The 14291-nt window shown below is 43.7% G+C and carries 12 protein-coding genes and 2 pseudogenes; 4 read left to right on the forward strand and 10 right to left on the reverse strand.

The window, feature by feature from the left end; all coding sequences use genetic code 11:
• From F6K20_RS05920 to F6K20_RS05945, 6 genes and pseudogenes are all read right to left on the reverse strand, one after another.
• Window positions 1–559, reverse strand: a pseudogene (locus F6K20_RS05920) (CHAT domain-containing protein); the annotation flags it as partial.
• 464 nt (window positions 560–1023) lie between these two features.
• Entirely contained in the window at window positions 1024–2091 is a 1068-nt protein-coding gene (gene bchI, locus F6K20_RS05925; protein ID WP_287294088.1) for a magnesium chelatase ATPase subunit I, read from the reverse strand.
• A 439-nt stretch (window positions 2092–2530) separates the two neighbouring features.
• A complete protein-coding gene (locus F6K20_RS05930) occupies window positions 2531–2743 on the reverse strand; it encodes a hypothetical protein (protein ID WP_143764239.1) in 213 nt (70 codons plus the stop codon).
• Window positions 2744–2814: 71 nt separating this feature from the next.
• Window positions 2815–5076 (reverse strand): molybdopterin oxidoreductase family protein, encoded by a 2262-nt coding sequence (locus F6K20_RS05935; RefSeq protein WP_008189061.1) that lies wholly within the window; start codon window positions 5074–5076, stop codon window positions 2815–2817.
• Between the two features lie 469 nt (window positions 5077–5545).
• Window positions 5546–7069, reverse strand: a complete 1524-nt coding sequence (locus F6K20_RS05940) for an MFS transporter (RefSeq protein WP_044495048.1) — start codon at window positions 7067–7069, stop codon at window positions 5546–5548.
• 824 nt (window positions 7070–7893) lie between these two features.
• Window positions 7894–8214: a hypothetical protein gene (locus F6K20_RS05945; RefSeq protein ID WP_287294091.1), complete on the reverse strand. Its 321-nt coding sequence runs from the start codon at window positions 8212–8214 to the stop codon at window positions 7894–7896.
• A 14-nt stretch (window positions 8215–8228) separates the two neighbouring features.
• Between F6K20_RS05945 and F6K20_RS05950 the strand changes: the two genes are divergently transcribed.
• The gene (locus F6K20_RS05950; RefSeq protein WP_287294094.1) at window positions 8229–8708 is read left to right on the forward strand and encodes a thioesterase II family protein; all 480 of its coding nucleotides are present in this window, start codon (window positions 8229–8231) and stop codon (window positions 8706–8708) included.
• A 155-nt stretch (window positions 8709–8863) separates the two neighbouring features.
• On the opposite strand, the gene F6K20_RS05955 is transcribed toward F6K20_RS05950, so the two are convergent.
• From F6K20_RS05955 to F6K20_RS05965, 3 genes are all read right to left on the reverse strand, one after another.
• Window positions 8864–10087 (reverse strand): diaminopimelate decarboxylase family protein, encoded by a 1224-nt coding sequence (locus tag F6K20_RS05955; RefSeq protein WP_287294096.1) that lies wholly within the window; start codon window positions 10085–10087, stop codon window positions 8864–8866.
• Between the two features lie 64 nt (window positions 10088–10151).
• The gene (locus tag F6K20_RS05960) at window positions 10152–10880 is read right to left on the reverse strand and encodes a class I SAM-dependent DNA methyltransferase (RefSeq protein WP_009149547.1); all 729 of its coding nucleotides are present in this window, start codon (window positions 10878–10880) and stop codon (window positions 10152–10154) included.
• Between the two features lie 68 nt (window positions 10881–10948).
• Window positions 10949–11446, reverse strand: a complete 498-nt coding sequence (locus F6K20_RS05965; RefSeq protein ID WP_009149548.1) for an SET domain-containing protein-lysine N-methyltransferase — start codon at window positions 11444–11446, stop codon at window positions 10949–10951.
• Window positions 11447–11588: 142 nt separating this feature from the next.
• On the opposite strand from F6K20_RS05965, the gene F6K20_RS05970 reads away from it, so the two are divergent.
• A complete protein-coding gene (locus F6K20_RS05970; protein WP_009149550.1) occupies window positions 11589–11858 on the forward strand; it encodes a hemolysin XhlA family protein in 270 nt (89 codons plus the stop codon).
• A 160-nt stretch (window positions 11859–12018) separates the two neighbouring features.
• Window positions 12019–12228, forward strand: a pseudogene (locus F6K20_RS05975) (hypothetical protein); the annotation flags it as partial.
• Between the two features lie 49 nt (window positions 12229–12277).
• Here F6K20_RS05975 and F6K20_RS05980 read toward each other — a convergent pair.
• Window positions 12278–13594: an RNA-guided endonuclease InsQ/TnpB family protein gene (locus tag F6K20_RS05980; RefSeq protein ID WP_009149554.1), complete on the reverse strand. Its 1317-nt coding sequence runs from the start codon at window positions 13592–13594 to the stop codon at window positions 12278–12280.
• A gap of 58 nt (window positions 13595–13652) precedes the next feature.
• Here F6K20_RS05980 and tnpA point away from each other — a divergent pair, with 58 nt between their 5' ends.
• Window positions 13653–14060, forward strand: a complete 408-nt coding sequence (gene tnpA, locus F6K20_RS05985) for an IS200/IS605 family transposase (protein WP_009149556.1) — start codon at window positions 13653–13655, stop codon at window positions 14058–14060.
• Window positions 14061–14291: the final 231 nt, after the last annotated feature.

Below are 14291 nucleotides of genomic sequence, written 5' to 3' on the forward strand. Positions count from 1 at the left end.
TCTCAATCATCCACTGATAGAGTTGCTGAGCTACTGGTAGATAATCTTTAGTGTGTCTACGAATAGGATGAGTAATAGTTTGGATAAACTCTTGCACTAGGCTCAACAGAGCTTCCTTATTGGCTGCGGAGACACGCTTGTGAATGGGCTTACCTTCTGGTGTAATTAATACCAGCTCTAGTTGCTGGGGTCGCGGAACCATATAGATAAGACCAGGCTTTTGACCAGTTTGATTGGTGATTTTGCCAAGAGTATCAGCAATTTCCTCCACAGTGATGGATTGGTCAGGAAAATTGATGCCTAGGTGATTCTGATATTGTTTTTCCCAAGTTTGTTCAATTAAAGGTACTGCTTCTACTACTTGGTTATTGTCCAGGGCTTGTCCAAAGTTGGGGGGATTAACAGCTGGTGATTGAGCAATAGTTTGAGTAAGAGCATTGGAGCCAATATTGTTAGACATTGGCCTACTGACTTGTGCCTGCACCGAAAGAGCACTGATAGTTCCGGTGAAGTGTAGTGTCGCTAGGAACCAGCTAAAGCTAGTCGCTATTCGTTTCATAGTTACCTCACGGGTAAAAGCAAAGGTAAGTAGCAAACGTAAGTATTTAGCGTGGGCGTAGCGTGACCTACGGTCAATCGCGCTACGCCCACGTTACACGAAGGCACTTATCCAGTCAGCTTTGGAATCAAGCAAAACTTAATAATTTGGCTGAAAGTGGCCAATAGATAAGTTTTTCTTGACAAATCTCCGTTTTTCGGATTATCCTGATTAGGAGTAGCTGAAAGCTAAACGCTAAACGCTGAATACTTACGATTAGAAAGAGCACAATTGACAGCAGATGGATTTTTCATCCATCTGTCAGAATAGTCAATATTTGTGAGAACAATAAGTAATAGCAACCCTATTTAATGGAAATCAGGATTGCTAATTAGGATTGCTCTCTATTACTTATCAGCCTTGAGTTAACTATTTATGCAAGAAAGAAAAATAATTATTTAAGAAAGGTATTGCGCTACAGTAACTCAATCTTCTTCAGCTGCTTCAACCCCAAAAACACGGTTAAAGGATTTGAGAACCTTATATCCTGAATCAATTGATTCGAGGGGGTCTTTACGCAAGCGGTGTCGTAAACATAAGGTAATCACCCGGCGGATATCATCCACGGTAACTTCAGTTCGTCCTTCAAATGCAGCCAGGGCCTTAGCCGCCCGATTAGTCACAATATCACCCCTGAGCCCATCCACATCGAGTTCTGAGCAAACTTCTGAAATATTCACCCGAAAGTCGTAGTCCATTTCTACTTCAGCAAGTCGCTCTTGAGCCATTACTATCTGTTTCTGTAATACTTCTTGCTCAGATTGGTGCTGTTCAATATATTTGTGAGGATTTTGGTCAAAATATCCCCGTTCTTCCACAATTTTGACTCGCAGCACTGGTTCTTTGACCGTACGGATTTCTGCGTGCATCCCAAAGCGGTCTAGTAACTGGGGTCGTAATTCTCCTTCTTCCGGGTTACCAGAACCTACTAACACAAAGCGAGCAGGGTGGCGAATGGATATGCCTTCCCGTTCTACAGTATTCCAACCACTAGCAGCGGAGTCTAGGAGTACATCCACTAGGTGGTCATCCAGCAGGTTAACCTCATCTACATAGAGGATGCCTCGATTAGCTTTAGCCAGAAGTCCTGGTTCAAAAGCTTTGACACCTTCAGATAATGCTTTTTCTATATCGATTGTACCACAAACCCGGTCTTCAGTTGCCCCTAAGGGTAAATCTATCATGGGAACTTTTTTCTTGACCGAAGTCCTGGATGCAGATGCTCCATTACCATTGCCCATCCAGTCAGGATCCAATGGGTCACTGTTAAAGGGGTCTTCAGCAACTACATCGATTTCTGGTAATAAATCAGCTAAGGCACGAATGGTAGTAGATTTGCCTGTGCCGCGATCGCCCATGATCATTACTCCCCCAATTTTGGGATCGATCACATTTAGGAGCAATGCCAGTTTCATTTCTTCTTGACCGACAATGGCAGTGAAAGGAAACACTAGGCGGCGAGTAGTCTTGGGCGCTTGGGCAGTAGGACTCACTGGGATTACTTAATTGTTATGGTTGATTTTTCTCGACGATTACTATTTTGCCATAGGGCGTGCCCTGAGAGTTGATCAGTCTTTTCCCTTTTAGCAGGAACTTCCAGTCGCTCCAGAAGTCCAGCCAAGATCTATGCCTATAAACTTCATAATTTACTCTTTTTCACAAAAATTAATGAAAATCTGTAACTAGTGTTACTTTTTGTGTTTTTATTTGGTAAATATAGCTACTTTTTACCAAAATGTTTGTATGATTCAAAATGTAAAGGATTTCGGTGTATAAACAAATACCAAGTTGCCGACTGTCCCTGCAACTTGGCATGAAGACGAACAATGCACTGCATCCTGACAGGAAGCAGTGAACTATCCATATATTCGTACACATCTATTTTGAGGTTTTAGTCATGAGCATGCAAGAGCTTAGCAGCACAACCCAGTCTCATGTTGTAACTACACAGTGGCAGCATCCAGTCAGGATGACTATGCTGATAGTTTTGTGCTCCTTGGTGATGGGGTTAGTGCCGTTTATGTCTATTTCAAATTTTGCCCAGACACAAACCCAGACTCCAATCACCCTTGGTGAGGCAGGTCTTTGGGAAACTCTCGGAGAGCGCAATTGAAGGTTGTTCGCGTAGGGTGGCCTTTTGGCCAAGGTTGAAGGTTGAAAGTTGAAAGTTGAAAGTTGAAAGTTGTTCGCCGGATAGGGTTCCGGTAGGTTAACAATTACCTCAAAACTTTGAGCTTCTCTAGAATTGGTGTTCCTATTGGCTCTTGGTCGGGATTTTGCGATCGCATACTGTCAGTTTCACTGATGGGCACCAAGTTGACAGCACAGGCTTTTAATTCTGGTTCCAGGGAAATGGGACAAGATTCGGGATGGGTCAGAGCATTAGCTTCTGCCTGATTTGCCCACAAAGCTCCCCAGTGCATGGGAGCAAACACTGTACCAGGAGTAATAGCTTTAGTGACTTGAGCTGGGAAGCGGCAAGTTCCGCGACGCGATCGCACTTCTACCCAATCCCCATCTTTAATCCCCAGCTTCTGGGCATCACGGGGATGAATTTCTAGTAACGGATAGGGGTACATTTTGGTGATTTTCTCAATCCGTCCGGTGCGGGTTTGGGTGTGCCAGTGACCATAAAGTCTGCCACTGGTCAGCACCAACGGATACTCGTCCGACGGGGGTTCTGCCAGTCCTTTAGAATGGAAGGCAGCAAATTTTGCCTTGCTATCGGGCGTATTGAATCGGAAGTCAGTATAAAGCCGTTTGCCACTATTGAGTGATGATTTCTCAGTGCTGAGTGACTTAGAAGACTCTTGGTTTTGTAACTCCTCAGGGCAAGGCCATTGAATCGGACCGTCTTTCCGTAAGCGTTCGTGACTAAGTCCGGTCATGTCACAAAGTCGTCCACGGCTCAGTTGGACAAATTCCCCATAGACAGCAGCAGAGTCAGTAAAGTCAAATTCTTTAGTAAAGCCTAGGCGACGCCCTACTTCCGCAAAGATTTCCCAATCCGGTCTGGCTTCCCCTGGTGGATTACGGAATTGGGGGCAAAGGGTGACAACTCGCTCAGAGTTAGTCATAGCGCCAGTTTTTTCACTCCACTGGGCTGCTGGCAGCAAGACATGAGCATAAGCAGCGGTTTCAGTGGGGTAGTAGGCATCTTGATAGACAGTGAAAGAGGATTTTCTTAGGGCTGCCTTAGTTCGTTCAATATCGGGCATACTCACAGCTGGGTTAGTGGCAGCAATCCACAAAAAACCGACTTCTCCTGTTTCTAAACCTTTGATCATGCTCCAAGCATCAAGACCAGGATTAGGAGAAATTGTCCCTGGCTTGAGTTTCCATAACTGTTCCACCTCACTACGGTGTTGGGGATTCTTTACTACCCGATAACCCGGTAAGATGTGAGCCAGTCCCCCAGCTTCTCGTCCTCCCATCGCATTAGGTTGACCAGTTAGAGAAAATGGTCCTGTTCCTGGTTTACCAATGTTGCCTGTCATCAGGTGCAGATTGATGATGGTGCGGACTTTAGCGGTACCTTCTGAGGATTGGTTAACCCCCATTGACCACAAAGACAGGACACGCTTTGATTTTGCCCAGTAGCGAGCGGCTTCCTCAAGTTCATGCACCGGTATACCACATCTTTCGGCAACGATATCCGGTGGGTAGTTGATAATTACCTGAGCGTATGCGGAGAAGTCGCTGGTACACTCCTCAATAAATTCCGTGTCCAGTTTACCCCAGCGCAATAGTAAGTGAGCCATACCATTGAGTAAATCAATGTCAGTACCCGGTTTAATCGCTAGATGTAAATCAGCCAGCTTAGCAGTAGACGTGCGGCGAGGATCTACCACTATCATTTTAACATGACGATGCTTTTTGTGATGCTTACGTAGACGGTTAAATACAATGGGGTGACAGTCTGCTGTATTAGTCCCAATCAAAAAGGCACAGTCAGTTAATTCTAAATCGTCATAGCAGCAGGGAGGACCATCGGAACCAAAACTTTGGATGTATCCAGCTACAGCTGAGGACATACACAGGCGGGAATTAGCATCAAAGTTATTAGTACCGAGACAACCTTTGAGCAATTTCTGGGCAATATAGTAGTCTTCGGTTTGGAACTGACCGGAACCGTACATACAAATTGCTTCTGGTCCTTGGGTGAAACGAACCGTCTGAATCCGATTCACTACTCGGTCTAGGGCTTCATCCCAACTGACTCGCTGAAATGGTTGGTCTAGGGAATCCCGCATCATGGGATACTTGAGGCGGTCTTTATCCAAAGACTCGCTAACCGTGGCACCTTTGACACAAACCATACCCTGGTTTGAGGGATGAGAGCGATCGCCTCTGACTTTCCAAATCGGATTGCCTTGGCTATCTCGATAGGTAGCACGACCAGAACCAGCTGGAGGCAATACTTCCAGACCACAGCCCACCCCACAGTAGGGACAGAGTGTCTTAGCTGAGTCAGTCATGATGTTTTCCCCCAATTTTTTTTTTTCACTATTTTTATAGTTTGTAACTATATTAAATAGTTTTTAAATTGATTGATGATTAATAATTCTTATATCAACTATTAGCTATTTATAACAAACGTTTATCTAAAATTAATCATACATTAGTTAATCAACTAGTTAGCTAAATTAGTTACCGTTTTGAGGCTTTTGCAGGAGCAATCACATACTTCCAGAGGCTTTTGGGAAAATTTCTGTTAATTCCAAATCTTGCTCAGTCTTGAAGAGCTGATAGCTAAAGGCTGACTATTTTTTTCCTTGTTTAAGAAGCGATTATTTCGCAGGTGCGACCCGTGGCGAATTTAATAATTAGATGCTGAAAGCACACCTTGTAAGTTTTGGGGCAATCTTGATTAAGATTGCCCCACTTCTATCTAGATATTTTTGAGCCATCTAGTGTAGAGTGCGTTCAACTAGACCCACCAAGTAACTAGTTCATCACGTCTCCAGCTCCCATACTGGCAGCAGGGCTAGCAGCAGTAGCGTATTGTTCTTCCCCTTCATGGAGGTCAGCAAAGGAACCCTTAGGTTCTTTTAAGACTAGGAAGCACAGGAAGGCAACAATCAAAGCTGTAACACCCAACATCTGGAAGAATATGCGGTTACCCACATCTCCTGCTGGCAATAAACTGAAGATAGTCAGGTAAGCGACAGCACCCACGTTTCCGTAAGCACCTACGTTACCAGCCACCTGACCGGTGATCCGTCGCTTCACCAGAGGTACGATGGCAAAGGTAGAGCCTTCTCCAGCTTGCACAAAGAAGGAACAAGCCATGGTCAGCAGTACCGCACCAGGAAGCCACCAGCCTCCTTTCACCGTACTGAAGATCAGATAGCCAATACCCATACAGAATGTTAGAACTGCCATGGTCATCTTGCGGCTACCCAGTTTATCAGAGATTAAACCCCCACCAGGACGGGACATCAAGTTCATGAAGGCGTAGCTAGCAGCAATCATCCCGGCTGCTTGTTTGCTCAGTCCGAAGGTGCCTTCAAAGAAAGCAGGGAGCATAGAAACTACAGCTAATTCAGAGCCGAAGTTAACAACGTAGGTCAACTCTAGAATGGCAACTTGAGAAAAATTGAAGCGGTCTTCAGGAGGATAGCGCTTACGACCTGCTAACAAATCTTTGTTAACTGCCCAGCAGTTGTAAGCTTGGAACAAATACAACCCAAGTAGACCAGCCCAAACGATGTAGAGAACATTTTGCTCGAAAAAGCCTACTTTATTCAAGCGCCAAGCCAGGACACCAAGAATGATGGATAGAGGAGCATTCATCACCATCAGAAACCAAAAGTCTTTTTTGGTGGTGACTTCCATTCCTCTGGCGCTTTTGGGCTTCTGATAAACTTTGCCTGGGGGAGTATCTTGGACGTTAAAATAATAGAGGACACCATACAGAGCAGCGATAATCCCGGTCCCAGCAATGGAAAAGCGCCAGTTCAGACCTGGACTGCCAAAGGCTAAAAATGCGGCAATGGTAGGTAGGGTAAAGGCTGCTGCTGCAGAACCAAAGTTACCCCAGCCCCCGTAAATACCTTCGGCTAAACCAATTTCTTTGGGAGGGAACCATTCTGCCGTCATCCGGATGCCAATCACAAAACCTGCACCTACGATACTCAGTGCCAAGCGGCTAATCACCAGTTGACTAAAGTTCTGTGCCGAGGCAAAAGCAATACAAGGTATTGCTGCATAAATCAGCAAAAGGGAGTAGGTGATTCTTGGTCCGTATTTATCTAACAGCATCCCGATGATGATACGGGCAGGCACTGTCAGGGCAACGTTACAAATTGCGATGGTTCGGATTTGACCTACTTCGAGACCGAAGTCTGATTTCACCTGTGTTGCTAGGGGCGCTAAGTTGAACCACACTACAAATGACAGGAAGAAAGCAAACCAGGTCATGTGGAGGATTTTATACCTACCACGAAAGGACCACATTTCTGCGAGCATCTATATACCTTTCCTCTACTCAAACAAACTACGAAAACAGAAGATTCACGCACCAACAGCATTAGCCATTACAGCTGAGCGTTTGGGTTAATTTAGTCTCCTCCAAAAACTACTCCAAAGAATCCCTTTCAAAACAATCCAGCTGATCGGTTGCCATCAACTTGCTGACTGATTAAAGTTACCTATTAGTTTGAATACTATAGCTTATTGTTTTAGGGTAATTCTTTCGGAATTCATTGCTACAGTAATCGCCCATAGATACTAATTTTCTGAGGTTAACTTAATACTATTGTTCAGGTACTAATAGTGACACCCCTGAAACAGAAGTTTCGTATGATTTGTTACAAATCATTTTATTGATTGAATTAAATGCATAATTAATATTCAATAGTTACATCAAGGTAATAAAATTGCGGTGTTGGGCAATTGTGTGATTAATTGAGGATAATGGGTAATGGGTAATTGACTACTGACCACTGACCGAACTATACTTAATATCATTCCTGAGTTATAGTCATTTCAATTTAGATTGAGACAACTATTTATTGCTATGAAATGGTTTTATCCGAAAAAGTGTTCCATTCTTATTTGAAATGACTATAAGCAAGGCGGATTAGTGAAGCAGCTGAAGGCTGATTATTGCTTATAGCTGTATGGCATTCTGAATCAGCTAATGTGATGCAAGACTTGGGCGCATAAGAAGTGTAGAGACTTTCTATAGATAAAGTCTCTAGGTTTGCTTATTTTGGTGTGCTTTTTTAGGTAGGCTTTTTTCCTTGGTCCATGGTTAGATCTTAGTTGACGGATAGCTAATAGCTGAATGCTTAATTCACACCAGCAAACAGCTGAGAACGATCAGCTCGGATATCGAAACCATTGAGGTAATTAACTGGCTGACTAGGATCAAATGCTCTTTGATCCACAAACACATCAGCAGGTTCAACCCTCATACGCTCACTAGGTAGATCGATTTTCAACGCCTTGGCAACCTCTTCATAAATTTTCACTGGATAAATCCGGTCGATAATTTTATCCGCATCCTTAGGATATTGACGTCGGTTAATATGACGCCAGCGAATCATTTGGGTTAGCAACCAAACACCATGGGAGCGCCAAGGATAATTAGCATGATTGGGCTTTTTCATTTTTTGGTCACAGCATGGGAGCACTAATCAGCTTTGAATTAGCCCGTCAACTCCGGCGCGAGGAAGCCCAGAGTCCTCGACACTTGTTCATTTCCGGTCGCCGCGCTCCTCAAGTACCTGCCCGAAAACTTCCCCTTCATAACTTGCCCAAGTCTGAGTTGATCGAAGAATTGCGTCAATATAATGGCACACCAGAGGCTGTGCTAGCAAACCAGGAGCTAATGAAGCTGTTTCTACCGATCCTGCGAGCGGATTTCGGGATGAACGAAACCTATACCTACACTAGCGAACCCCCACTTAATTGTCCGATATCTGTTTTCGGAGGTTTGCAGGATACCGACGCCAACAGTGATGAGCTTGCTGCCTGGCGTGACCAAACCAGTAGCACTTTCACGATACACATGTTTCCTGGTGACCACTTCTTTCTTAATAATAAGAAGGAGTGTAATCAGCTTTTGGAGCTAATCACAAAGTTTGCGATCGCACCAGTGTGATTCCTTGGGTCTTTCCTTGAAATCCCGGTCTGGTGAGGGAGCGGGGAGCAAAAGCGTTTGATAAGCTTTTTTATTCCCTGCTTCGAGGTTTGAGCTTCTATTTTCATCACAGGTCTACTAATTCGAGACACTTTTTTTTTGTTCACCCAATTTGATCACTCAACCAGGCATAGACGGTTGTCGCGAATGACAAACTCTTTCGGTATTGGTAGTCCATGCAGACTCCGCGCCACACTGCTGGTGTAGGCACCCGATGCATTCAGGATCACGCGGTCACCAACCTCTATTCTTGCCATCTTTTCGTTAAGACAAAAATAATCTGTCTCATAACAGGTACAACCTGCGAGGTCATGGACGAACATAGGTCCTTCTCGCAAAGGAATCTGAGCAACTGCTGGACGTGGTGCCCAGAACATCAAGTTCCAAGCAGAGGTATCCAAAACAACAATGCGATTCCCAGAGGGATGATCGTCTGCTGCTTTGACCTCCGCAACCAAGTAGCCCGCCATCATAGTCAATAGCATTCCTGGCTCAATCACAAGCCGCACTGGTGAAGAGCGCTGGTTGTTGATACGAGTAATGGTTTTATTTACTAAATCCCAAACCCGTTGTGCTTCAGGTTTTTGCAGATAGAACAAGTAAGCCCAACCACCGCCGAGATTGAGCACTTCAACTTTAGGAAAGATTTCCAAGCAAGATACTAGCAAATCAAGTGTCTGATGTAGATCTGCTTCTGAAAAAGTTTCACCTTCATGAACATGAAGATGGACGACCTCAAGCTCATGGGTTTGTATTAGGCTGTGTAGACCGGAATCTGTGGGATCAACTCCAAATCTACTCCATCGGGTTACTGCATTCTTAGCCTTAGCATCTTCGTGAAAAGGAAGGCGAAGTCGAAGTCCAACTCTTTTGTCTCGGTTAACGCTTTCACACCAGACACGCAACTGAGACAGACTGCACAAATCTGGAATAACACCCTCAGTTGCCAAACGCTTAAGGTCGGCAACTGAGAAGCCTGGTGCTGTAGAGTAGATTGGCCACAGCCCTGCTGCCATGGCAGCATCTAGCTCTTGTATGGTGGTAATGTCTGCTCCTAGGCCAAGTTTAGCCATATGACGCAACACAGATTGGCAGCGGTTTGCTTTAACAGCCAAACAAAGCTCACTATTCTGAATTTGTCTGAGGTCGTTTCGTAAAGCCGTTACAGTGTCAGTGATGGCATCTAGGTCGTACACAAGTGCCGGGGTGGGAATATCACTGGCAATCTTGAACAATGTCTCAGGAATAGTTGGAATAATTGTCATCCAATTTCTAAATTCAGTTACATCATCTCGCCATCCATCTTTTATTTCTGAGTTGTTATTGTCTTTTGAGATCATGCTACTGCCAAATCTTAATTGTTTTGAATAAGTTTTTCTTGTTGCGTCTAACTCGAACCTTTTTTTACATCACTTTTTGGTAAACCATATATAAATCGTCGGGAGTCGCCTCTTTTAACTTAAACCCTGCCGCCTTCATGGTATCTTCTAGAAGTTGGCCGTACACCATTAAGAATTTATGGCGATCGCTAGCAACTATCTCACCTTCTTTTTTGAAACGATAGTCTGTTTCCCAAAAGTACATTTCTTTATTCTCTAGGAAATCGAGATGCTTTTGCTGAGCGTAAACAATGCCGTTGCCAATCTCTTGCTCGCCATCTGCATCAATTTCTTCTGCTTGAATGTTAAGTACAAACAAGCCTCCGTCAAGTAAATGGCGGGCAATATTGTCTAACATTTTAACGGTGTCCTCAAAATTGGGCAGAAAACTGTATAAGTGGTAATCGTTACCAACCCGACTAACACCGGCTGGACCCCCATGGGAATATATGCCATCAAAAGATTCTTGCAAATCCATTGATAACACATTACCTTCTACTACCTTTGCCCGATTTCCCAAACGAGCTTTACTCCGTTCTAACATAGCAGGAGTAAAATCTATGCCAGTTATCTCATAGCTGGGATCTAATTCGAGCAGTTTTTCTGCAAGCAATCCCGTTCCCACCCCTATTTCGAGAAGTTTTTTCCGACCTTTGAGGATAGAGTCCAGGGACTGAGCTTCTTTCGGATAGTCGTAATACCCACTTTTCATAGTGGCGTCATAATACTCGGCAATGTTATCGTATTTATTCATAGTGGTAGCTCTCCTAATTTTATTTGAGACTGTTGATTTAAACTGTTTATCAAGCCAATTTTAGGACATCAATGTCGTTTAGCCAAGCGCTGCTGTATATGCTGCGCGAGTTTGTATTTTGTTAAAATATCTAAGGGTAAGTAGGCGGCACCTCGAATAGTACCCAAGCAATCTTTGCTTTGACAAATACAATCAAATCCTCTATCCATCGACCATTCCGTAGATGGATAGAAGAAAGTCAGTTCCTCCCCAATTTCAATTTTAGTCATGGCTCTCAGAACGCGATCGCTCACAGCGAAAAATACATTGGGAGCGCAGCTATGATTGAGATAATGCAAAAACTCTGGGTGGAGCATAATATGTTGGCGTTCCCCAATTTGGAGGCTTAAATAATTGGGCTGCTCTAGGCTCTTTTTTACGCCAAATTTAGAGATTACCTGTCCGGGCATAAACTCGACGGTGGTGTGTAGGGATTTGCTTCCAGTTGTCGGACACTCCCGGAGCTCGGCCCATGATGCAACTTTTAGGGGTTTTTCAGCGATATAGTTTTTACCAAATTCATCCATATAAGTACCTGATCCAAATTATTTGGATGCAGTATTCCCGCTCTAAGCTATTATACAATTAGTTGGTATTTTTAAAAAAAATATTTTGCAACAAAAGTCAAGAGTGTATGAAATGACCAATAATAAATTAGGAGTTTAACTCATGAGCGAGACACCCATAACAATTACTTACTCTTTAGAGGAAGTATTAAAAGACATAAACGGGAAGCTAGACAGCCTTCAAAAAGATGTCAACAAGATAAACGAAAGACTAATAAAAGTAGAGACACAGCTAGACGCGGTCGCAACGGATGTAAAAGAATTAAAAGGTTCAACCAAGGCACAAATTTGGACATTGATCGGCATTTTGGTCACAGCAGTTGGCGGTTTTCTGGTAGCAGTTGGTCGTGTTGTTATTTCAGGCAACCCCTAATTTATTCTCAAAGGATGGATTGGAGCCAGCAGAGATTAGGGATTTAGAGATTGCGTTCGCGAAGCGGTTCCAAAGGAACATCGCGTAGCGGTTCCAAAGGAACATCGCATGTAGCAAAAAAATACTATGCTAGCAGCAGATTGATTACCCAAGCCTTGCCATGGCTCCAGAATCTGACCCGTTGACGGAACCCCGTAAAGTCGTGGAAGATACCAATGCGAACGCTAAATTTTTCCAATTTGATCAACACCAAGCCAAACTTAGTACGGAGATTCTGGCGGGAATAACCACCTTTGTCACCATGGCATACATTCTGGTGGTTAATCCTGATATTTTGTCCAATGCCATTTTTCTCCAACAACCCAAGGATTTTTGAACTCTCCCCGCTTTAAAAAGACGGGGATTGTTAGCTGATCTCACTACGCGGGTTGAAACCGCGCTGCGTGATGCTTACAATACTGACTAGATAGAGAATCCAATCTGTACCGTTGTGGCAGGTTCAAAGCTGCCCTACCGACCTCGGCTAGGTCAACCCCTAGCTGTGTCGCTACTTTGCGCAAAATATTACATGCGTGCCTTAAATCTGCGTTAATTAACTCGTTATTAGCTGACCGATAGAGACCACGTCTAATTCGCTTTCCAGAAGGCTTCCACCCCAAGCCCGAAGGGCACGCTTCGCGAATGGGTTTCGCACCAAGTGTAGGTAGAAAATCCTGATCTAGAAAACTAGCCTTACTCGTATAGCTTTCTTCGGTTTCAATGAACTTAATACCGTATTGCTCGCATAATTGCTGGACTCGATTCTTGAGTCTTGCAGTGGGAATTTGGACAAACTCTTGATTGTTCTTTTTCCCAATCTTAATGCCATCTTTATTGCGTTGATTCCATCCAAATACCACGGTGCTAATTTGATTCCTCAAGCACCAATTAATAAAAAACTTGGCTGCTTTGTTGATATTGTCCCGCATCTGGCGATTCCGCTTTTCAGTAATATTTGCCAAACGCTCATCCCAGTAGTCTTGAGGCTTGCCCTTTTTAATTTTGGCTACCTGTTTGTTGTACCACTGGTTTTGGGATTTAATCTTGCGACCGTCAATAATAAATGATTTGCCGGTGGTAGAAACGCAAGTCAACCAGTTGTTGAGTCCTGGATCTATTCCTAGGGCGTTACCACTAGTCTGAACTGGCTCGATGTCAGATTGCTTGTAGACAAATTCCAGGTAAAAGCAGCCATTGCGAGGAACAAAACGGAATTCATTGATCGACTTGAAATCCAGATTAGATGGCATTGGAAGAAGGAAATGATCAATTCCAAACCACGCTTTAACCTGGTTCCCTAAAGAAAACTTGAGCTGTCCATCTTTTAGCTTCACCCACCTAGCTGGATAACTTACGACAGCCATTCCGCCTTTCTTTCTGTACTTTGGAACCCTTGGCTTATCCCTTAGTTTTCCAGATTTATAAAGTTTTGCCAATGCCTGATAGGATTTAAATGATTCAATTACACTGTGGAGAATTTGTTGAGCACAAGCAGATCTCATTGCCCTGAAATGGATATTAGTTTTAAGGATCTTGTCTAACTCAAACTTCTTGACATACTTACCAGCCTTAAACAATACTTGACGGCAATAATAAATAGCGCAATTAGTTAACTTATTGGCTTCTCCGCAAATAAATTCTAAAACCGCCCTATTATCAGGGTCTGTGGTTATCAGGTGCTGTTGGCATCCATACATTCCTCGTCACCTCCTTAGTCTATAGGATAACTTGAATATACTACCTCTGTCAACAACTATGGTCAGAAATAATCAAGAAATATTCAGGACAAATCCGCACTCGGTAACACTAATCAATTACCACTTCGTCTGGTGCCCTAAACGAAGAAAAGCAGTATTGACCGGAAAAATAAAGATGAGATTGCAAGAAATAATTTTTGACTTGTGCTCAGAACATAACTGGAGGGTTATAGCCCTAGAAATCATGCCCGATCATGTTGATATGTTTTTGGAGGTCGATCCTACCTTTGCTCCTTCCACGATCATCAAACGAGTGAAAGGGAGGGCTTCTCATTATCTCAGGAAGGAGTTCCCTGAATTGCTGAAATTACCCACCTTATGGTCTCCCAGTTATTTCTGCTCGACTACTGGAAACGCAAATACAGAAACAGTCAAGAAGTACATCCAAAATCAAAGAGGAAAATAACGAGAGCCGGGATAAATCCCGGTACGCTCCGGAGACGAAACCTGATTAATAAGGCAGCCTTAATCATGGAGGCGCGCTTTCCATAGGCGAATTAAATTCGCCATGGGTCGCGCCTCAAAGTTTTAACCTTTTTCCCATAACCGACCAACCATAAAGGCTGCCTTATTCTTGTGGTAACTTCTAACCCCGCCCACCCAATCAATTGGGTGGCTAACTCTCGCTTGTTACATC

Origin of the sequence: Moorena sp. SIO2C4, assembly GCF_010672485.1 — a bacterium.
GTDB classification, from domain to species: Bacteria; Cyanobacteriota; Cyanobacteriia; order Cyanobacteriales; family Coleofasciculaceae; genus Moorena; species Moorena producens.